Origin of the sequence: Corynebacterium sp. H78 (assembly GCF_037572275.1) — a bacterium.
In the GTDB taxonomy this organism is placed as follows: domain Bacteria; phylum Actinomycetota; class Actinomycetes; order Mycobacteriales; family Mycobacteriaceae; genus Corynebacterium.
Window position 1 is genome coordinate 177,988 of sequence record NZ_JBBHKX010000003.1, and the last position, 20,981, is coordinate 198,968.

General features: G+C 56.3%; 20 protein-coding genes. 4 read left to right on the forward strand and 16 right to left on the reverse strand.

The genetic code is table 11. From position 1 onward, the window contains the following. The first annotated feature begins 24 nt into the window (after nt 1-24). Complete coding sequence (locus WG934_RS07340) at nt 25-675, forward strand: YczE/YyaS/YitT family protein (protein WP_339989481.1); 651 nt, start codon at nt 25-27, stop codon at nt 673-675. On the opposite strand, the gene WG934_RS07345 is transcribed toward WG934_RS07340, so the two are convergent. The 5 genes from WG934_RS07345 to WG934_RS07365 all read right to left on the reverse strand — a co-directional run bounded on the left by WG934_RS07345 (nt 662) and on the right by WG934_RS07365 (nt 4,602). Next, nucleotides 662-1,153, reverse strand: a complete 492-nt coding sequence (locus tag WG934_RS07345) for a DUF1877 family protein (protein ID WP_339989628.1) — start codon at nt 1,151-1,153, stop codon at nt 662-664. The genes WG934_RS07340 and WG934_RS07345 overlap by 14 nt on opposite strands. Nucleotides 1,154-1,288: 135 nt before the next feature. Next, complete coding sequence (locus WG934_RS07350) at nt 1,289-1,639, reverse strand: DUF2200 domain-containing protein (RefSeq protein WP_339979369.1); 351 nt, start codon at nt 1,637-1,639, stop codon at nt 1,289-1,291. A 111-nt stretch (nt 1,640-1,750) separates the two neighbouring features. Then, nucleotides 1,751-2,923 carry an acyl-CoA dehydrogenase family protein gene (locus WG934_RS07355; RefSeq protein WP_339979371.1) on the reverse strand — a complete coding sequence of 391 codons (1,173 nt, stop codon included), beginning with the start codon at nt 2,921-2,923 and terminating at the stop codon, nt 1,751-1,753. A 465-nt stretch (nt 2,924-3,388) separates the two neighbouring features. Then, nucleotides 3,389-4,210, reverse strand: coding sequence for a 3-oxoadipate enol-lactonase (pcaD, locus tag WG934_RS07360; RefSeq protein ID WP_339989483.1), 822 nt, complete (start codon nt 4,208-4,210; stop codon nt 3,389-3,391). Between the two features lie 38 nt (nt 4,211-4,248). Continuing rightward, nucleotides 4,249-4,602, reverse strand: a complete 354-nt coding sequence (locus WG934_RS07365; protein WP_339989485.1) for a DUF5997 family protein — start codon at nt 4,600-4,602, stop codon at nt 4,249-4,251. A gap of 37 nt (nt 4,603-4,639) precedes the next feature. On the opposite strand from WG934_RS07365, the gene WG934_RS07370 reads away from it, so the two are divergent. Together WG934_RS07370 and WG934_RS07375 are read left to right on the forward strand one after the other, a co-directional pair. Beyond that, nucleotides 4,640-5,428, forward strand: a complete 789-nt coding sequence (locus WG934_RS07370) for a LysR family transcriptional regulator substrate-binding protein (RefSeq protein ID WP_339979379.1) — start codon at nt 4,640-4,642, stop codon at nt 5,426-5,428. 69 nt (nt 5,429-5,497) lie between these two features. Next, nucleotides 5,498-6,130, forward strand: coding sequence for a GNAT family N-acetyltransferase (locus tag WG934_RS07375; protein WP_339979381.1), 633 nt, complete (start codon nt 5,498-5,500; stop codon nt 6,128-6,130). Nucleotides 6,131-6,223: 93 nt separating this feature from the next. Here WG934_RS07375 and WG934_RS07380 read toward each other — a convergent pair whose 3' ends face one another. The 5 genes from WG934_RS07380 to glpX form a co-directional block, all read right to left on the reverse strand. Further along, nucleotides 6,224-7,801, reverse strand: coding sequence for an MDR family MFS transporter (locus WG934_RS07380; RefSeq protein ID WP_339989486.1), 1,578 nt, complete (start codon nt 7,799-7,801; stop codon nt 6,224-6,226). Next, nucleotides 7,795-8,457, reverse strand: a complete 663-nt coding sequence (locus WG934_RS07385; protein ID WP_339989488.1) for a TetR/AcrR family transcriptional regulator — start codon at nt 8,455-8,457, stop codon at nt 7,795-7,797. The genes WG934_RS07380 and WG934_RS07385 overlap by 7 nt, the downstream gene beginning before the upstream one ends. A 115-nt stretch (nt 8,458-8,572) precedes the next feature. Then, entirely contained in the window at nt 8,573-10,693 is a 2,121-nt protein-coding gene (locus WG934_RS07390; protein ID WP_339989489.1) for an MMPL family transporter, read from the reverse strand. 187 nt (nt 10,694-10,880) lie between these two features. After that, a complete protein-coding gene (locus WG934_RS07395) occupies nt 10,881-12,281 on the reverse strand; it encodes a class II fumarate hydratase (protein ID WP_339979393.1) in 1,401 nt (466 codons plus the stop codon). A gap of 156 nt (nt 12,282-12,437) precedes the next feature. After that, a complete protein-coding gene (glpX, locus tag WG934_RS07400; RefSeq protein ID WP_339979395.1) occupies nt 12,438-13,463 on the reverse strand; it encodes a class II fructose-bisphosphatase in 1,026 nt (341 codons plus the stop codon). A 260-nt stretch (nt 13,464-13,723) separates the two neighbouring features. Between glpX and WG934_RS07405 the strand changes: the two genes are divergently transcribed. Next, nucleotides 13,724-14,362 (forward strand): DUF4245 domain-containing protein, encoded by a 639-nt coding sequence (locus WG934_RS07405; protein WP_339989490.1) that lies wholly within the window; start codon nt 13,724-13,726, stop codon nt 14,360-14,362. Between the two features lie 20 nt (nt 14,363-14,382). On the opposite strand, the gene WG934_RS07410 is transcribed toward WG934_RS07405, so the two are convergent. The 6 genes from WG934_RS07410 to WG934_RS07435 form a co-directional block, all read right to left on the reverse strand. Beyond that, entirely contained in the window at nt 14,383-14,661 is a 279-nt protein-coding gene (locus WG934_RS07410) for an exodeoxyribonuclease VII small subunit (protein ID WP_339989492.1), read from the reverse strand. Between the two features lie 77 nt (nt 14,662-14,738). After that, complete coding sequence (gene xseA / locus WG934_RS07415; RefSeq protein ID WP_339989494.1) at nt 14,739-15,974, reverse strand: exodeoxyribonuclease VII large subunit; 1,236 nt, start codon at nt 15,972-15,974, stop codon at nt 14,739-14,741. Nucleotides 15,975-16,001: 27 nt separating this feature from the next. Next, nucleotides 16,002-17,360 carry a DUF6542 domain-containing protein gene (locus WG934_RS07420; protein ID WP_339989496.1) on the reverse strand — a complete coding sequence of 453 codons (1,359 nt, stop codon included), beginning with the start codon at nt 17,358-17,360 and terminating at the stop codon, nt 16,002-16,004. A gap of 109 nt (nt 17,361-17,469) precedes the next feature. Next, nucleotides 17,470-19,020, reverse strand: coding sequence for an AI-2E family transporter (locus WG934_RS07425; RefSeq protein ID WP_445228219.1), 1,551 nt, complete (start codon nt 19,018-19,020; stop codon nt 17,470-17,472). A 50-nt stretch (nt 19,021-19,070) separates the two neighbouring features. Continuing rightward, on the reverse strand, nt 19,071-19,238 hold the full coding sequence (gene metS / locus WG934_RS07430; protein ID WP_339989500.1) for a methionine/alanine import NSS transporter subunit MetS: 168 nt from the start codon (nt 19,236-19,238) through the stop codon (nt 19,071-19,073). 3 nt (nt 19,239-19,241) lie between these two features. After that, on the reverse strand, nt 19,242-20,906 hold the full coding sequence (locus WG934_RS07435) for a sodium-dependent transporter (protein WP_339989501.1): 1,665 nt from the start codon (nt 20,904-20,906) through the stop codon (nt 19,242-19,244). Nucleotides 20,907-20,981 lie beyond the last annotated feature (75 nt).

Here is a 20,981-nt window from a genome sequence, read left to right on the forward strand (position 1 = left end):
TCTAGGGAGGAAAGGCGTGAGTGAGTGACGGTAAATAACTTCAAGAAGATGGTGTTTTCGGCCATTGGCCTGGTCTTTATGGCTCTCGGAATCACCACCGCAACAATGTCAGGGCTGGGGACCACGCCAATCTCAGCACCAGTGTGGGTAGCAACGCTCGCCGGTGGACTGAGTTTCGGTGGCTGGACTCTGGCCCTGAACGCACTGCTCTTTCTTCTGCAGCTCGTTCTTCTGCGTGGCAATTTCCCCGCATCAAGTTGGTGGCAGTTGCCAGCAATGCTTGTATTCAGTGCCGCCCTTGATATGTGGGTGTGGATTCTCGGCGATATTCATTTCACCGAATACTGGCAGCAGTTTGTCCAGCTCATCCTCGGGCTTGTCATTCTTGGTATCGGCATTGCCATTGAAGTAGCACCGAACTTCCTTTTTGTACCCGGCGAAGGGCTCGTTGCGACGATCGCCCTGCTACTAAAGAAGCCGTTTCATAAGGTCAAAATTGCCAATGACACCACGCTGGTGACCATCGCGCTCATCATGTCGTTTGTATTCTTCGGTGAAGTGCGGGGCTTGCGCGAGGGAACAGCAATCGCAGCGGTGTTGACTGGTGTTGTGGTTGGTGCGGTGGCACCAACCGTCGATAAGGCGTTGGGTAAATTCTTGGCTATTCGATCGTGACCAGCATGGCATCGCCAGACTGGGCAGTGTCGGCATAAAACTTTGCAAGCTGGGCAAAGCGGGTGCGAACAGTGTCGGCACTGTCGGAACCTGTCCCGTTCTCCTCAATGCGAGTGTCAATGTCAATCGTGGACAGTGTCTCCGCGATGACCTTCACTCGATCAGCATCAATGACTGACGACAGGGGATCACGGCACACACGATCCGCGCCCAAGATCGCTTCGCCCAAGGGATCGCCGAGTGCCTGACCGTCTAGCGGCTTGCCAGTCAGCGCCATGAGCAAGGATTCCCAATCAGTGTCAATATCGAGGGCATCGTCGTCGGCAATGTTTTCGAAATGGCGCAGAATGATCGACTTCGCTTCGGCACCGACAAGTCCGGCCGTGCCACCTTCACGTGTTGCAGCAGGGGCAGAAATATCCTGCAAGTGAGCGACGTCGCTTTCTGATAGTCGCAAATACTCTGCACACATTCCCATTGGCACGATAGTTCCCCTTCGTCGAGTGAGCTTTCACACCACTTTAGTGGTCAATCTTGGTTCGCGAATCGCTAATGTTCGAGGGCGCTTTTCATAAGCCTTCGTAGCCCTGGCGAGCTCATTCGCGTTTCACAATCACGAGCGCAGGATGCGTTCGAGCTTCTTGCCTTTGGCGAGTTCGTCGACAAGCTTGTCCATGTACCGAATATTCCGCATGACCGGATCCTCGACTTCCTGCACCTTCACACCACACACCGAGCCCGTAATCAGATCTGTGTTGGGGTTCATCTGCGGAGCCTGTGCGAAAAAATCCTCCAGCGTCCGCTTGTCGACGATCGCTTCTTGCAACCCAGTCTGGTCGTATCCGGTGAGCCAGGAAATGACGGTGTCGAGTTCTTCTTGAGTACGGTCTTTGCGCTCGATCTTGGCGAGATAGAGCGGGTAGATGTCCGCAAAGGGGACGCTGAAAATGCGATGGGGAGCCATGTCGTCGACAATACTTGCGTACTGCCGATGTCATGGCTCCCCACATGCCTGCAAACAAACAGTGTATAGCCGTAGTTCGCTGACCAGGCGAACTAACGTGAATCTGCGATGCTAGGAGGCATCACCCTTAGCGATACGACGCGAGATGATTTCCTTCATAATCTCGTTCGTGCCGCCGTAGATCGTCTGCACCTTCGTATCGAGGTAGTGCGTGGCGATTGGGTACTCCATCATGAAGCCGTAGCCACCGAACAGCTGAACACAGCGAGTAACGATGTCCTGCTGCTCCTCAGTGGTCCAGAACTTTGCCATCGATGCTGCGGTTTCGTCTAGCTTGCCCTCGTTGTGCTGCATGACGCACTGATCCACGAAAGCCTGCAGTGCAGTAATGCGAGTAGCAATGTCTGCGAGGTAGTGGCCGTGAACCTGATGATCGACGAGGCGACGTCCGAAGGTCTCGCGCTCCTTGGCGTAGTTGTAGGCCAGGGTCCACGCGCGTCGAGAAGTAGCAACCGAACCACAGGCAAGGGTGAGACGTTCGTGAGCGAGATTGGTGCGGAGGTAACCGAAAGCTGCGCCTTCTTCGCCGACGAGGTTCTCTGCTGGAACACGGACATTATCGAAGTTGAGCTCTGCAGTGTCCTGAGCCTTCAGGCCAACCTTCTTCAGAGGGCCGTTCTTGGTGTAGCCCTCAAGATCTGAATCAACCACGAACATGGAGACACCAGCGCGACCCTTGGATGGGTCGGTGACCGCTGCGACGAGTGCGAAGTCGGACAGCATGCCATTAGAAATGAAGGTCTTCGAACCGTTAAGAATGTAGTGGTCGCCGTCCTTCTTAGCGAAGGTGCGCATACCTGCGAGATCAGAACCCGCACCAGGTTCGGTCATAGCGAGGCAACCGATGAGATCACCGGCGTTCATGCCAGCGAGGTACTTCTGCTTGAGCTCCTCGGAGGCGAACTTGGCCAAGTACGGTGCACAGAGGTCGTTCAACGTGCCGAAAGAAACAACGATTGAACCAGAATCTGCCTGGGTCAGCTCCTCGTTGAGGATTTGGTTGTAACGGAAATCCATCGTTCCGCCGCCGCCATATTCCTCCGGCGTGGACATGCCAATCAGACCAAGTTCGCCAGCCTTCTTAAAGAGCTCGCGATCTGGCATGCCCTGATCGTGCCAACGCTCAACATTCGGTGCGATTTCCTTCTCGACGAAACCACGGACCATATCGCGGAACATGTCGTGTTCTTCTTCGAAGTGGGTGCGGGCGAGGAAGTCCTTCATCGCAATCTCCTTGGTATGTAATGCGGTTCAATGCCTTAACAGGTTTGTAGCGAAAAAATATCGCTAGAAATAGACATTGTGAGTATGTCCCCATTATGCCGATTAATGTGTCCGGCGCCACATTCTTGCGAATGTTACCCCCAAATTTGACAAACGTGAGACTCGCATCACGATTTTCGGCCTGGGTTAGCGTGCACTACCCCCGATGGTGGAAGTTAGGCCTACCTAATAGATGCTCGAGTCGACCTGGGATTTTGTCGACATGGGGTTGCGTTCGGAAGGTGGTGAATGGGGGTGATTTACGAAAGGATTTCGTTTCGTTATTCACAACTGTCCTGGTCAATGGCTAATGTAAAAGGCAGTGGTTAGGCCATGCCAGTCACATAGCAACCTCCAATTGCACTCGAAACGCTAAAGGCGACACATCCCTTGGAACAGGATGTGTCGCCTTTAGTCTTTGAACTACTACTCGCCGCGGGAGCTAATGAATGTCCGGAGCATTGAATTGACGATATCCGGTTGTTCAACATTGACCAGGTGCTTTGCAGGTGAAATCGTCACCATCTGAGAACCTGAAATGCCGTGATGCAGCTCCTGTACCACGGACAATGCGGTCGATGTGTCCTGCTCGCCAGCCATGACAAGCGTTGGCAGTTCAATCTGTGCCAGCACCTTGCGCGAGTCGAACTCCGCCAAGGCATGGCAACAGCCAACGTATCCAGCATCCTGCGTGTCGCAAATTCCCTGCGCATATGCATCGGGAACCTGAGGGGACGTACGGAAATAATCCTCCGTAAACCAGTTTTGCACCACAGTCTCTGCGAGAGCCTTCGTGCCGTGTTCCTTGACAAGCGCTGCCTTGTCCAGCCATGCCTGCTTGGTGCCGAACTTCGCAGCCGTCGACATCAACGTCAGCGACTCCAGGCGATCCGCATGCTTCAGCGCAAGCATCTGTGCGACCGCTCCGCCCAATGACAGGCCAACAACATGGGCTTTGTCGACCCGTACGGTATCGAGAAGCTTGACGACGTCGTCGGCAAGCAGTTCCACCGAGTACTCACCTTCCGGAGCGGGGGATTCGCCATGTCCTCGCAGGTCGACAGCGATGACCGCGAAGTCATTGGCCAACGCATCGACCTGGGCTTGCCACATCTCGCGAGTCGCGCCGAGAGAACCAAGAAGCACGATGGTGTCAGCGTGAGGCGTGGAATTCAGGCTCAGCGCAGGGTCGACGTGGGTGGGGCCGGTGATGTCGTAGGCAAGATCAACAGTGGTGAGGTCGGACATGGGGGACTCCTTCACTGAGTTTGTGATGTCGGTGAGAGCTACTCGGCTTCGGTAGCGTCCTCGCTCTTGTCAGCATTTTCTGCACGCTGCTTCGCCAAAGAGGTGCGCGCTGCACGCAACCAGTCTGGCTGGTCGGCGAGGAGTGCTTTGATGTCATCGGTGGTGAGAGGCTTATCCATCTCGTTCTTCTTGAGAGCGGTGATGGTGATGCCAAGACGGCGAGCCACTTCTGGACGCGGGTGCGGTCCATTGCGGCGCAGCTCCGCCAGCCACTCAGGTGGGTTGTTCTGCAATGCTACGAATTCATCGTGGGTCAGGGGTGAGTTCTGGAACTCGTCCGGCGTAGCAGGCAGGTAGATGCCCAGCTTCTTCGCTGCAGTCAGGGGTTTCATGGTCACTACGGTATCACCGGCAGCTAGTGTCTTGAGTATGTCGAGACCTGACTCCGCAAGCGCCGGATTGTCCATTGCATTCGTCACAGGAGCGAACCCGGAAAAGTGGTTCCGCCGTTTCCGGGAACGCAGTGGACTGTCTCTCCATGGTGTCGCTAGTGACGATCCAGGGAATTTGCTTCGCGACGACTCCGTTGACATGGCTCTCGTCCGCGACGACGGTGTTGTTGAGTTGTCAGAGGTGTTCGGAGACGACTTTCACAAGGTGCGTCTCTACGAAGAGGCGTGGGGAGTGGCCGTCGAGAAGGAACATGTCGTGTCTCTCCTTGATGAAGTTGCCGATGCGGAGCTTGCCGAAGAAACGTTGCTTTTGTCATCGACAGACGCGACGGCGCATCGAGAAATGATGCCTGTCGTTGCTACTGGGGCAGGTATCGCTACCGGACCGTTGCCATTGTTACGTGCGCTGGCAAAGAAAGCCATCGAAGTTCGGCCGGTCAGTGATGCGACGATGTCGACTCACATGTGGTTGGTCTGGCCAAAGGAATCAGACGATGACGTGCGACAGGAATTCGTGGGCATCGTGCAGGGTCGTCGGGCAGGATCGACACGCAGCGAACAGGGCACCGAGGTGCCTACGAAGAAACTCTCCGCGAGAGAAAAGACGTTGGCGAAGCAGGCTCGTCGGGAAGCACAGAATAAGCAGACCGGCGGTGGGCGCTCTGGTGGAGGTCGTGCCGGCGGGCGCTCTGGTGGGAGAGATGTTGGGAAGAATCGGAATAGAAGTAACGGCGGGGGACGTTCGATGAGGGGGAAACGTCGTTAAGATGCGATGTTTCGAGAACAATTTCGGCAATTATTCGACCCACGAGAGTTTTTAGGGGACACTGGTTTTATGTCTGACACCAAGCGCCGCTTTTCCATCCGGCTGATGCGCGAGGATGACTATCCTCAGGTCCAAGAGATTTACGAAATCGGCTTGGATACCGGTCATGCGTCGTGGGAGCATTCGGCCCCGAATTGGGAAGATTTCAGTGCGCTGAAGCGCCTCGACCTTTGCTATGTCGCAGTGTCCGAGGACAACCCAGAGAAAGTCCTCGCGTGGGCATCGGCATCGGCGGTGTCGAAGCGTGACATCTTCTCAGGTGTTATCGAAGACTCCATTTATGTTCATCCTGATGGGCAGGGCATGGGTATTGCTGGTGCCTTGCTGGGACGCCTCATGGATGACGCGATGGAGAAGGGCTGCTGGTCTATCCACTCGTGGGTATTCCCAGAAAACGTTGGTTCCCTGAACCTGCACCGGAAGCTCGGTTTCCGTGAAGTCGGTGTGTACCACCACATGGCGAAGATGACGTACGGCCCGATGGCCGGGCAGTGGCGCGACATCATCATTTTGGAAAAGCTCTTGGAGAAGCCCGAAGAGCGCGCTATTAAGCGTGCTTTGGAAGAAGCCGAGGCCGCAGGAGATCCGATTCGCCCAGTGCTTGAGAAGCTCGATTCTGCCGCTGATCAGGTTGGTGCCTAGCGTAAGCATTACTGGTTTAGAGCGTGACGACGATCGTCGTGATGTGAAAAAGACCGCCACGGTTGTGGCGGTCTTTTTAGTTTCTAGCGGGGATTACTCGATGGTTTCCTTCAATGCGTCTTCCTTAACGAAGAGCAGCAAAAGCACCGAGAAGGCCATCAGTGGCACCAGCATGAGGAAAACGGGCGCGAGGCCATCGTTGTAGCTGGTGACGAACACATCATGGATAGGTGCTGGCAACTTATCCAGAATTGCTGGGGTCATGCTGTGTAGAGCAGAAGGATCGACTGGTGTGGCATCAGCTGAGGGAGCGGATTGCTGCACTCGCGCCATTGCCTGTGGCAGGCGTTCCTGAACAAGGCTCTCCATGCGGTGAATGAAGATCGCGCCGACAACGGACGAACCAACAGCGCCACCGATCTGGCGGAAGAAGTTGTTCGCAGCCGTTGCAGTACCAACCATGGCGACTGGGAAGGAATTCTGCACAACTAGCACCAAGACCTGCATGCCAAGACCCAGGCCGAAGCCCATGATGAACAAGTAGATACCAACAGTGACCAGCGACGTGGATGCCTGCAAGGTGGACATGAGGTACAAGGCAATGCCCATAATTGTCATGCCAACTGGCGGGTACCAGCGGTACTTGCCGGTACGCGAAATAAGGTTGCCCACGCTGATCGAGGTCAGCAACATACCAACCATCATCGGAGTCATCATCAGGCCAGCGTTCGTTGGGGTCATGCCATGAACCATTTGCAGGTAAGTAGGCAAGTACGCCATCGTGCCGAACATAGCGATGCCGAGGGCCAGACCTGCGACCGTCGTCAAGCTGAAGTTACGGACGCGGAACAACTCAACTGGGATAAGTGGTGCAGACGCGCGGCGTTCGACAAAGTAGAGGGAAATCCACGCAACAATCGATACGGCAATGAGCGTCATGATGGTTGGTGACGTCCACTCGTACTGAGTGCCGCCCCACGTGGTGGTGAGAATCAGCGTTGATGCCGCAATGACCAGGAAGACGGTGCCGAGGACATCGTAACGAGCCTCCATACTGCGACGAGGCAAACGCAGGTAGCGTGCGGACACGAACAGTGCGATCAAGCCGAGTGGAACGTTGATCCACATGCCCCAACGCCAGCCGGGTCCGTCGGTGAGCCAGCCACCAATGACTGGGCCGAGCACCGAGTTGAGGCCGAATACAGCACCCATGATGCCCATGTACTTACCGCGCTGACGTGCAGGAATAACCTCAGCGATAATTGCCTGAGACGACACCATCAAGGTGCCGGCGGCGAAGCCCTGCAGGGCACGGGCTGCGATGAGAAGCCCCATCGACTGCGTGATAGCACCAAGGATCGAGCCGACCATGAATGCTGCGATGCCTGCAAGGAAAATGTGCTTGCGGCCGGTCATGTCGCCGAGCTTGCCGATAATCGGCATTGCACACGTCTGAGCCAACAGGAATGCAGAAATAACCCACGACATGTGGTTGACGCCGCCGAGTTCGCCAACGATGGTCGGCAAAGCGGTAGCGAAGATCATTTGGCCGAGCGAGCTCATCAGCATTGTGAGGATGAGCGCCACGAAAATGATGGTGACGTGGGACTTGTTCTTCTCGACGGTTGTCGTCGAGGTATCTTCCACGGTTGTGGTGGTGTCCTTTACCATGACATCCTCCTTGCGAAATTGTTGATGGCACCAGCTGCTGTTTGCAATGGGGCGCCATGAAATGGGTGTTCAATATGTGTTGCCGTGAACAAAATGCACTCTCTGAGGAAGCCAGCGCCCACAGACGCTTCTTCGCTCAACGTGAGTTCAGGACACTGACGCGAGTCCGGGTATGCCTCAAAACTTGCGACGAGGCTCAGGTGGACTCGTCGCAAGACGGGGCCGAATATGCTGAGCTTCTTCGTTACGAGGAATGGCTCGTTGTCCACAATGTCCCGACGAGTGCGACGAAGCTCTTCGAGCCGTGCAATTGGATCGGGCAGATCATCATCTCGGCGATGCGCATTGACCAGATTCTGTTCGATCATAAGCAGAAGAGCCCGCAACGGGTCGTCGTGGCGAACTGACTGGAACTCGCGAGCATCATCATCTGTGAAGATGAGTAGCCCGGGGCCGAAAACCGCGAGCTCTTTTGAATCGAAGTAATTAAAAAAAGTGCGGCGACTGATGCCGACGACAGCGCAAATATCGTCGAGCGTGACATTGTCGTAGCCACGCTTGACGACCAGCTCCGTCGCTGCATCCTCAATTCCGCGGCGAGTGCGGCGACGCTTGAGTTCGCGAAGGCCACAATCGCAGATGTGTTGTTTTTCCACCAGTGCAAAGTTACACTCAGTGCAATAATATGGCAATAGTGCAGGTGGATGCTGTTTTTCACACTCTCAAAAGGAAAATGTGGTGGCTCCCTTCCGGTAGCCACCACTGACATCACTAGTTCTTAGGAAGAGGTTTCTTGGCCTTCGATGGCCACCACATGCGGTCACCGAAAATGTCGAACAATGCCGGGACGACCAGCGTGCGGACGAGGAAAGTGTCGATCAGAATACCCAGACCAACGACAATGCCGACCTGACCAAGCGTGATCAGCGGAAGCACGCCCAGAACTGCGAAGACCGCTGCCAGGACAATGCCCGCTGACGTGATCACACCACCGGTGAGGCCAACCGCTCGGGTCATGCCGTCACGAGTGCCGTGGTTCTTCTTCTCTTCTTTTGCACGCAGCACGAGGAACACCGTGTAATCGATGCCGAGTGCTACGAGGAAGATCAGGGCATACAGTGGCACCGACACATCAAGCGCTGGGAAACCAAATACATGCTCTGACACCAAAGCTCCTGCGCCGAGGGCAGCTGCTGCTGACAACGACGTCGCAAAGAGCAGCAAAATTGGTGCCACAATGCTGCGCAACACCACTACCAGCAGCACGAAGACGATGACGAGAATAATTGGCAGAACCACAATCGTGTCGCGCTTGGTTGCATCGCGAGTATCCATTGCCTCAGCACTTTGGCCGCCGACAAGGGCGTTCTGATCCACGTTCTCCACGGCGGTTCGAAGCTGACGAATCTGCTCGTACGATTCCGGAGTTGCCGGAGCGGCATCAGCAATCACGGTGAACTTCTGTAGGGATCCGTCTTTAGAAGCTGTCGGCGGGCCCTGCACCGAAACCCCTGGAACGCTTGCCACTGCTTCCGGAACGCGTGCCGACGACTCCGAGGAAGCAATCACAGTCAATGGTGCTGCAGCACCAGGGGAGGAGGCCTTCGCAATTGTCTCCAGACCGTCAACGGCTTCCGACTCTGTGCGGAATTGCTCCGTAGTAGACAATCCGACGTTAGCACCTGCGATGCCCGAAGCGAGGGCGAAGAGAACGACGAGCATGGCGGCCAAAATGCGGCGAGGTGCCTTCGAAACCAGGCCACCGATGCGGAACCAGAGTGAAGAATTCTCGTGCTTTGTGTCGGAAGGATCGACCTTCGGAACCTTTGGCCAAAAGATGCCACGGCCGCACAGCGACAACGCTGCTGGCAATACAAAGAGAGAAAACGCAAGGGCGACAAGCAAACCCATGGATAGAGCAATGCCCAGCGATTTGTAGGCCGGAACCAAGGTGACGATGAGAGCCAACAGCGCCAACACAACTGTCAGGTTCGACGACACAATGGCTGGCACCGATGCACGGAGCGCGACGGAAAGCGCTTCACGGTGATCTTCGTGAGTGCGAAGTTCTTCCCGGTATCGACTGATCAGTAACAACGCATAGTTAGTGCCTGCACCGAACACGAGCACCGACATAATTCCCGATGTTGAGGCATCGAACGACAATGCAGTGTGGCCAGCGACGAACTCAACGAACATGGAGGCAACCCGGTCAGCAATGGCAACGACAAGCAGAGGCACAAGCCACAAGATCGGGGAGCGGTAGGTGAAAATCAGTAACACAGCGACGACTAACGCTGAAATGCCCAGCAGGGTGAAGTTTGCGCCTTCGAAAGCGGCAGCCGTATCGGCGGCGAAGCCGGCAGGGCCGGAGAGCTCTAGCGTGATGCCTTCTGGTAAAGAGTCCTTGCCAGATTCGCGCATTTCTTTGACGGTCTTGGACAGACCCGTGCCGTTGATGTCGCCCGGAAGTGCCAAAACAGACTGCGCAGCATTGTCAGACAGTGGAATGACGGGTGACACTGCCTTGATGCCACTGCCATCGACAGCTGTGTCGAGTTGTTCGCGAGCAGCTTCTGGGAGGGTTATTCCCGACATGGCGGCGACTGATTCGTTAATCGCGCCAAGATCCGCAGGTGTCAGTGGCGAATCATCATTCTTTGAAAACACCGCGATGGCAGGTGTTGCGTCTCCACCTTCAAACTGTGAAGTCAGTTCCTTGACCTGGTAGGAGTCAGAATCTGGCGGCAGCGTGGCTGGAGCCGAGTTTCCAGGCTCGAGGCTCGAGGTCAGCATTTGGAAAACGCCAACGGCGAGAATTCCGATAATCAGCGTTATCCAGGCAACAAATTTCTTTGCTACATGCTGCACCGGAAAGGCGTATGTTCTCATATCAACATTGTTTCATTAGGAATGTGAATTGGGAAAGTCACTTCACGAAGATCTTCGAAGAATTTTATGACAGGGAAGCGCAAAAAGGGGCTAGACCAGTCGTGGTCTAGCCCCTTTAGCGTCACGCTAATGCGCACGTAGCAGGTATGCGATGTGCATTTACAACTAGTGCACAGTCACCTGCGAATTAGTCGCGGTCGGTGTTTGCCATAGCAAGAACGTCGAGGCGCTTGTCCAGCTCTTCCTCGGTCAGCTTCTCGCCGTCGACAAAGCCCATGTCGATGACGGTCTGGCGGATGGTCTTGCCTTCCTTCAGTGCGGTCTTAGCAACCTTTGCTGCGTTCTCGTAGCCGATTGCAGAGTTCAGCGGAGTAACGATGGATGGGGAGGACTCTGCCAGAGTGCGCATGCGCTCGACGTTTGGCTCGATGCCGTCGACGAGGCGGGTTGCGAACTGACGTGCGGTGTTAGCCAGCAGCTGGGAAGACTCGAGAACGTTGCGAGCCATCACGGGAATGAAAACGTTCAGCTCGAAGTGTCCGTTTGCACCAGCGAACGCCACAGCTGCGTCGTTACCGATGACCTGTGCGGAAACCTGGGTAGCGGTTTCACACAGAACTGGGTTGACCTTGCCTGGCATAATCGACGAACCTGGCTGCAGGTCTGGCAGGTGGATTTCGCCCAGACCGGTCAGTGGCCCGGAGCCCATCCAGCGGATGTCGTTAGCGATCTTGTTCAGGGACAGTGCAACGCCACGCATTGCAGCAGAGAACTCGACGAGGCCGTCGCGGTTAGCCTGTGCTTCGAAGTGGTTGACGCACTCCTTCAGCTCAGAAACCTCAGTCAGCTTGACCAGCTCCGCGGTGACCTTTGCACCGAAGTCAGCTGGGGTGTTCAGGCCGGTGCCGACTGCGGTACCACCGATTGGCAGTTCGCCCAGGCGAGGCAAGGTTGCCTCGATGCGCTCGATACCAGCTTCGATCTGACGAGCGTAGCCACCGAACTCCTGGCCCAGGGTTACCGGAACAGCATCCATGAGGTGGGTGCGACCGGACTTAACAACGTCCTTCCACTCTTCTGCCTTCTTAGCGAGGGAAGCGTGCAGAACCTTCAGGCCTGGAATCAGATCCTTGATTGCAGCTTCGGTTGCAGCAACGTGAGTTGCGGTTGGGAAAGTGTCGTTGGAGGATTGGCCCATGTTGACGTGGTCATTTGGGTGAACCTCAACGCCGTTTGCCTTAGCAATCGAAGCAATAACTTCGTTGGTGTTCATGTTGGACGAGGTGCCCGAACCGGTCTGGAAAACGTCAATTGGGAACTCAGCGTCGTGCTTGCCCTCTGCAATTTCCTTCGCAGCTGCAACAATTGCGTCTGCCTGCTCAGCTGGGAGCAAGCCACGATCCTTGTTGACCTGTGCACATGCAGCCTTGAGCAGGCCCATTGCACGAATCTGTGCTGATTCGAGCGGACGACCGGAGATTGGGAAGTTCTCGACAGCACGCTGGGTCTGTGCACGCCACAGAGCGTTGACTGGAACCTTCACTTCACCCATGGTGTCGTGCTCAATGCGGAACTGCTGCTCGGTCATGCGAAATCCTCTTTCTTTGGGGAGTTTTCTACGAGAGTTTTTGATCAAGTCCAGTATGTACGAGAAGAAGAATCAGGGTGTGCCATGGATTACCCCCGACCTTCAGGAAACTCCCCTGGGTTGTACAAAGTCCCAGGGGAGCATCGGTATTAAGGCTTACAGGTCCTCGTCTGCCATCTGGCCCTCGCCGTAGTCAATCGCGGCGTACTTACGCAGCTTGTCCAGCGAGTGGAAAGCCTCGATGTGGCGGACGGTGCCGGACTTGGAACGCATAACTAGCGAACGGGTCCAAGCGCCCTTGCCACGGTAAGCAACACCACGCAGCATGTCGCCGTTGGTGACGCCGGTTGCGACGAAGTAGCAGTTGTCGGATGCAACCAGGTCATCGGTGGTGAGGACGCGAGACAGGTCGTGGCCTGCGTCGAGGGCCTTCTTGATCTCAGCCTCGTCGCGTGGGTGCAGCTTGCCCTGGATCTCGCCACCCATGCACTTCATGGCGCATGCAGTGATAACGCCTTCTGGAGTGCCGCCCACGCCCATCATGATGTCGACGGAGTTGGTGTCCTGTGCTGCAGCAACGGCACCTGCAACGTCGCCGTCACCGATCAGGCGGATCTTTGCGCCAGCAGCGCGGATGTCGCGGATCATGTCCTCGTGGCGAGGGCGGTCCAGAACAACAACGGTGACGTCTTCCTTGCGGATGCCCTTAGCCTTTGCCACAGCCTTGATGTTGTGTTCGACTGGAGCCTCAATATCGATGACACCCGCAGCCTCTGGACCAACCGCGAGCTTGTCCATGTAGAAAACTGCCGATGGGTCGTACATCGAGCCACGGTCCGCAGCCGCGAGAACAGCGATCGAGTTTGGGCGACCTTCAGCCATCAGGGTCGTGCCGTCAATTGGGTCAACTGCGATGTCAACTGCTGGGCCTTCGCCAGTGCCGACCTCTTCGCCGTTGAACAGCATCGGGGCTTCGTCCTTCTCGCCCTCACCGATAACGACGACACCGTTCATCTGGACAGTGTTGATGAGCTTACGCATTGCATCAACCGCCGCACCGTCGCCCTTTTCCTTCTGGCCACGTCCGACCCACTGGCCAGCTGCGAGTGCTGCGGACTCGGTCACACGGACCAGTTCCATGGCGAGGTTGCGATCTGGTGCCTCAGGATTAGCTGCGTTCATTGGTGGATGGCCTCCGTCATTTCTAATGATCTGGATTTCGTTCTGCTGCTCCGCGTGGCTTCAGACAGATTCCACGAGGAATACAACTTCTAGTGTTCCACTTTTTCAGTAATAGGGGGTGGCACAAGTCATTTGTGGGGGAATAAATACCAACAATTCGTCGCGGATTTCGCTTGCTTTACGACGTCGTCATGCAAGCGTTTTCACCCAGTTCAAGGGACGATGCGGGATTATCCACGGTTTTTGGCATACTAAGGCGCGTGAGTTCGGAGAAGCCAAAAATCCTGGAAGACAGTCGAGATATCACTTTCACATTGGTGGTGATGGCTGTCTTGATGGTCGTTACTGTCGGTTTTACGGGACTGTGTTCGTTTAATCCGGGGCGTCCGGAAAATGGCCCAGTTCGTCAGGTAGATACGCAATCGTTCCTCGATATGGAATCGCGACGGGTGCCGTTTAAGATTCGGGTGCCAGAGGTACCTCAGGGGTGGACAGCCAATTCGACGCGGGGCGGTATGGCCGGTGGGCATCAAGCAACCGTTCTTGGTTATGTCACGGCTAACCAGGATTTCATTCAGGTGACGCAGACGGATGCGCCACTGGATGCGCTACCAGGTGATGGAGTCGCTCGGATTGCTGAAGGCGAAGTCACTGTCGATGGTGTCACATGGACAAAGCATGAAGCTGTTGACAATAAAGAACGTACGGTCTGGGTGGGCGACCTCGGCGATGCTCGGGCAATGTTAGAAGGCTCGGCGAACGAAGACGAGTACACGGCATTGGCCAAGGCACTGCAGGCAGGGAAGAAGTTACCCGGCCTGGACGATGCTCCTGCGCAGCCAGGCCAGCCCGAGCAGCCGGGAGAACCAGCTCAGCCGGAAGCTCCAGCTACGAACTAACTTGGTTTCACGCACCCGCATTAATCGACGTCGCCGTTATCGGCGGCGTCGTTTTCGTCACGTTGAGCAAGACGCTGCTCAACCTTGGCGCGGGCACCTGCCAGGTGCTGCTCACAGCGGTGGGCGAGTGCCTCCCCACGTTCCCAAAGAGCTAGCGATTCGTCGAGCCCCATTTGGCCAAGCTCGAGTAGTTTGACGGTTTCGACGAGCTCGTCGCGAGCTTGCTCGTATCCCATCTGCTCTACAGGAATCTGGTCATCCTGAGTTGGGTCACCGGAACCGTACACGTTGGTAGTCATTGGCCTCTCTCAGTTCTTCGCTTGATCAATCTTTGCTGAATACTCGCCCTGTGGTTTTTGGTTGCTGTGGCTGCAGTCTAATCTGCTCGCCGGATTCCGAGGGCTGCTGCCGTAATCGAACCATCTCCAACTCGGATGCGTAGTTGCGAGCCGGGCTGGGTTTGGTCGATAGACATGACGACCTCGTCCGGCGAACCATCCCGCTGTTGCACCTGAACGATGGCGTAGCCACGAGCCAGCGTGGCAGCCGGGCCAAGTGCGGACACCTTGCCACGCAACGCGGACACCGTTGCGTCTTCACGATCTAACAGCCACGTAAACCGAGCGGTCAACCGCTCACGGTGACGCTCGATGTCGTCTTCATGAGCTCTGATAGCTGTCATCGGATCGGTCAAGACAGGACGAGACTTCAAATCTGCGAGGATGCGTGATTCGCGATCCACCCACCGTCGCAAAGCAGCGGCAGAACGACCACGCATTTCTGCTATCCGACGACGTTCCTCAGCGACATCAGGAACAGTTCGCTTTGCTGCATCCGTCGGTGTTGCTGCGCGAACATCAGCGACATTATCGAGCAAAGGGTTGTCAGGCTCGTGGCCGATGGCTGACACGACGGGAGTCTTTGCGGCGCTGACCGCGCGCACCAAGGCCTCGTCCGAAAAAGGTAGAAGATCCTCGACCGAACCACCACCGCGCGCGATAATGATGACATCGACATCAGGGTTTGCATCGAGAGAAGTCAGTGCTTCCAAGATCTCGGGCACAGCCTTCGCGCCCTGGACGATGGTGTTGACAACTTCGAACTCAACCTCAGGCCACCGACCCCGAGCCACCGCCAAAACATCACGCTCTGCGGCCGAACCACGACCGGTAATCAAACCAATACGTCGAGGGAGAAAGGGGAGCGGGCGCTTCAAACGAGGATCGAAAAGACCCTCTGCCCCAAGCGCCTGCCGCAAATGTTCGATGCGAGCGAGCAACACACCAATGCCGACCGGACGCCACTGCGTGGCCCACAAAGAAAACTGACCACGCGCCGCATAGAAGGCGGGCTTGCCGCAGACCACAACGCGATCGCCAGTCTGTAAAGGATTAGCCCGCAACGCCGACGTCGAGCACGTCACCGACACCGACGCTTCCGCCGACGTATCCCGCAACGTTAAGTACGACAACTTCCACGACGGCTTCGAACTGATCTGAGCGATCTCACCCTCGACCCAAATCTGGCCGAGGCGCTCAATCCAGTCCTTTACCGCACTATTGAGATTGCGTACCTGCACCGGAGATTCCGGTGACGAATCAAGCTTTGCCATGTGCCTACTTCTACCCGATACGGCGGATTAGCGATCGCGTCGACGCGGATCGCGATCACGCGAATGCCGCGCAGCGTGACGCGGACGCTCGTACCGTGGCGGCCATTCCTCCACCCGGCGTGGTTGAACAGGGCGAGGTGATGCTTCACGACGGTTCGTCGTTACGCCGTGCTCCCCATAAGCAGTGGACTGGCCGGACGGGCGTCGCTGCTGCGCGGTGCGACGCTGTGCTTCGCGACGCACCTGCTGCGCACCCTGACCCGCCGAGGAACGGCGACGAGCCGTGCCAGCGTATGGCGACGACTGCGCTGGACGTGTGCGAGGCGTCGATGAATCGGTATCGGAACCCCACAGCCGTGGACCGTCAGCTGGACGTGCACTGGCGATAAGGCGATCGTCATTGCGTGGACGTTTAGCGGCCGGACGATCAGTGACGCGACGCTGTGGACGTCCTGTGGCTGCATGACGCGCGGCTGCTGCACCTGCACCAGTCGCAGCGGCTGCGGGCCCGACGCTGCCAACTGTGCCTACGCGACGAGGCTCCGTTGCACGGCGTGGTTCGCGACGTTCAGTCTCACGTCGACGCTCAGCAACACGGCGAGGTTCAGCCTCACGACGGCGATCTGCGCCACGTCGTGGCTCGGTCGAGCGCTTTGGCTGTGCAGCCCGGCGTCCGCCTGCCTTACGAGTTTCTTCAGCTTCCGCGGACTTCGCCAACCGACGCTTTTCTGCAGCCTTGATCAAGTCGGCTGCAGACTGCTTCTTGACTGCTGACTCGTCGTCACGTTCCTTCGACGCAGCATGCGCTGGACGACGACGGCGTCGCTTATCCGACTCCGACAAACGGCGATGTGCTTCAGTAGCTGTGCGCGTAGTTTCGGCGTCGACCTCCGCACGACGACGAGATTCCTTGCGACGCAGACGATCAGTCTTGGCATTAACCCGAGTGAGGTCGAGATAGCGCCAAATAGCGATTGCAGTACAAATCAGCGGAATCATGATCATCCACGGGAAGTACTGAACCACTGGATACGCGGCAGTAATTAAACGCGTCGTACTTGGAGTAGTCGCGGTAGCGCCACCGACCGATTGGTGTGCGAACTCAGCTGTAAACCATGACACCAGAGGTGTGATGACTGTAAAAAGCACAGGCTGCTGCGCCACCGTAATTGTCAAACCGCGTGGCACCACAACCATCGTGCCACCGATCGCAGCGACTGCGAATGCGATCAGGTAGGGAAGTCCAATGGATCCGGCGGGGATAGCGAACAGCAGGCCGACTATGCCACTGATGACAAGCAGCAGTGGCGGAACCCAGATAGGCAGCCGAAAAGATCGCGAACGACGGTTGGTGTTCGCGCGGGTTGAAGCTGATCTATCGGACACGTCTCCCGATGTTACCGTCTAAAACCATAAAAACCCGCATGGCCGACACGCGGAATTCGTGTCGTTGCGGGTATATGGAGTGTAGAAAGCGCTGGTCTGCGGTAGTGGCTTAACGACGGAACTTGTTAGTTACCGCATTGGTGAGGCGACCAAATGCGCCGGTAGCAGGCCCCTCGTTGTTGGTTCCGGCTGCAACAGCGTTGCCTGGATCGTCGAGTGCGTCGTCAGAGCTTTTCTCTCCGGAAGGATCGGTGGAAGAGTTTCCACCGAGTCGAAGCAGTGCAAGCTTGTCTCGCATGGCCCGACTTGCTTCCTCAATTCGGATACCCGAAATGGAGCCAGCTTCGGTAGCGAACTTAATGTCAGCTGCGGTCTTGTCGCCGGTGCGCAAGTCCGTGAGATCGCCCAAGTATCGGAGCCACACGGCGATGACCGCGGCGACAGGGACAGCGAGGAAAGCACCGATAATGCCGAAGAGTGTGCCACCAAGCGTGACCGACAGCAGCACGATTGCTGCGTGCAAGTTCATTGCGCGTGACTGCAGCATCGGGGACAAGACATTGCCCTCGATCTGCTGGACAGCGATAACCAGGACCAACGTCAAGACAGCTGCCGTGACGTCTACCGCTACTAGGGCAACGACGACCGCCATAAAGCCCGCGGTAAATGCACCGATGATTGGAATGAAGCCTGCAAAGAATGTTAGTACTGCCAATACCAGGGCCAGCGGTACATTCAATAGCCACAAGCCGAGGCCAATGAAGATGGCATCGATCAGCGACACCAAGGCCTGGGTACGTACGAAACCAGAAAGAGTGTTCCAGGATCGAGTCAGAACTTCAGTGAGATGCCAGCCAAGACGGCGACCTGTGATCGCACGGAGCCACGGCAGAAAGTCCTTGCCGTCCTTGACGAAGAAGAAGGTTAAAACCAACATCACACCGAGTGTGACGGCGACGCTAGATACGACTGAAACACCTTGCATGACGGTGGACGCGATATCCCCGGACTGGTTTTTCAGCCAGTTTGTCGATTCGTCGAGAAGATCGAGCAGTTGCTCGTCCTGAACATTGAAAGGAGGCGCTTGGATGATCGCCTGAATCTTCTCGATGCCCTTGACGAACTGGTGGGAAAGCTCGGGAACCTGATCCTTAACGGTAGGAGCCATAAGAGCAAAAGTGCCACCGATAACGCTGAAGGCAGCCAAAATCACGCCGATCGAGGCAAGCCCAGAGGGGACCTTGTGGCGCATAAGCCACCCTGCCGGTGGCCAGAGCACAGTGGAAACGATGAGGGCGAGGAGGATGGGAAGCAGTCCCGTCCAAACCTTTCCTAAGAATTGGAAGCCCACATAAAGGGCGGCAACCACAATGAGGAAACGCAAGCACCAACCAGCGAACCACCGTGCGCCTTCGCCAATGACATCGGCGCGGTCCAGTTCTTCAGTCTCGGAATCCTGGTTAAGTTCCTGCAGCTCCTCCCCGTACTCGGGGAGGATTGGAGTGCTGGACTCTTCCCGAACTTCATCTGAAGGGATAGAAAGTGATTGGTCCAACCGCAGAGGGTCAGAACCAATCACTTTGTCGATGAAGTCCTTCTCGTTCTGATCTGGCTGATCTGGCTGATTCGGAGTTCGTTTCTCTTCGTTCACGCTCCCCATTATGAAACACAAAACGGATTCATGGGAGAGCTGTGAGACGATTACTGAAACTATTGCTGCTCTTGCGCAGCGAGTACTTCGTTGGAGACATCGTCGCCAGTGCCAAGGGCACCGGCAACTTCGTCAGGGTTTTTCATCAAGCTCACCGTAGCGATGGCCAAACCACCCCAGATGACGATGATGAACATTGCCATCATGACGATTGCAATTCCGTCCATTTGTTACACCTCCGAAGATTCAGTCGTACGAATGTCATCGACATCGTGAACAGCTGATGGGTCGTACTTACGTGGAATGTGAGTGCCCTGACGGTATGCAGGAGTGACACCGAAGTCAGAACCTGGAGGGCCTTCCAAACGATGCTGGCCACGCCATGGCAGCAGTGCCATGGACAGGGCGCCGAACACGATGAGTGCGAGAACGCCCCAGCCGAAGGTATTGATCTGGGCATTCGAGTAGCCCTCGTAGTTCTCAGAAATCAGGCCAATCAATTCCTGCAGCAGAATGAAGCCCAGTACAACCGGGGTGATGTTGGTGACAAAGATGCGCCACAACGTGCCGACCTTGAATGAGGACACTGCGTTCAAGTGCAGCGCGAACTCATCGGTACGGCGCATGATCCAGTCGACGGCGACGATGGTGATCAGGGCAACGCCCACGATGCCAATGTTGTTGGTGAACTTGTCCACGATGTCCAGGGTGACCAGACCCGACGTGGTCGGGAATAGAACCATGGATACAACTGCCATGAGGCCACCGATGGAAATGGTTGCTTGGACGCGACCGAGATTCAGCTTGTCCTGGACGGCAGAAATGACGACCTCGATGAGGGACATCAACGACGTGAAGCCAGCGATAGCAAGCGACAAGAAGAACAGGATGCCGAACATCGAGCCAAGCCAACCTGGCATCTGCGAGATGACTGCCGGGAATGCGATGAAGGCAAGGCCGATGCCAGAGGTGGCAACTTCGTCAACGGCAACACCCTTCTGTGCAGCCATAAAACCGAGAGTTGCGAACACGCCGATACCAGCGAGAACTTCGAAGGACGAGTTAGCGAATGCGGTTACCAGACCGGAGCCGGTCAGGTTGGTGCGTGGCTTCAGGTATGACGCGTAGGTCAGCATGATGCCGAATGCAACAGACAGCGAGAAGAAGATCTGGCCGTATGCGGCGATCCACACAGAGGTATCGCTCAGTGCGCCCCAGTTCGGCGTGAAGAAGGCATTGAGGCCTTCTGCTGCGCCGTCGAGGGTCAGCGCATACACGACAACGCCAATGAACAGTACTGCCAGCAGTGGGATGAAGAGCAAGGAAACCTTGCCGATGCCCTTGTCGACGCCCAGTGCCAGAACAGCGATGATGCCCACCCACAGCAGGAGCAGCACAATGGCAATTGGCCATACGAAGTCGAGAGACATGAGGGAGGCGGTGTCTGCCTTCAAGAAGTCTCCAGCGAAGTGAGCATCTGGGTCGTCGCCCCAGCTCTTGCCGATGGACTTCCAAGCGTAAATGAATGCCCAGGCAACAATTACTGCGTAATACACAGTAATGAAGAAGGACACCAGCACCTGGATCCAGCCAATAGGCTCAGCCCACGGTTTGATGCGGCGGAACACCTTTGGAGCAGAGCCACGGAAACGGTGGCCCAGTGCAAAGTCGAGGAATAGCAGTGGAATACCTGCGGTCAAGAGTGCGACCAGGTACGGGATAAGAAACGCGCCGCCGCCTGACTCGTATGCGACGTATGGGAAGCGCCAGATGTTGCCGAGGCCGACTGCGGAGCCGATTGCGGCAAAGAGGAACGCAGCGCGGGTCGAGAACACCTCTCTTCCCTTCTTATCCCCTTGTGCTGCGGCGGATGTGCCGCGTGAAGCATTGCTCATGGTATGGAACTCCATTCTCAAAATATGGATAAAAATTTATCAGGTGAGACAAGGATTGCGAATTACCATACTTTT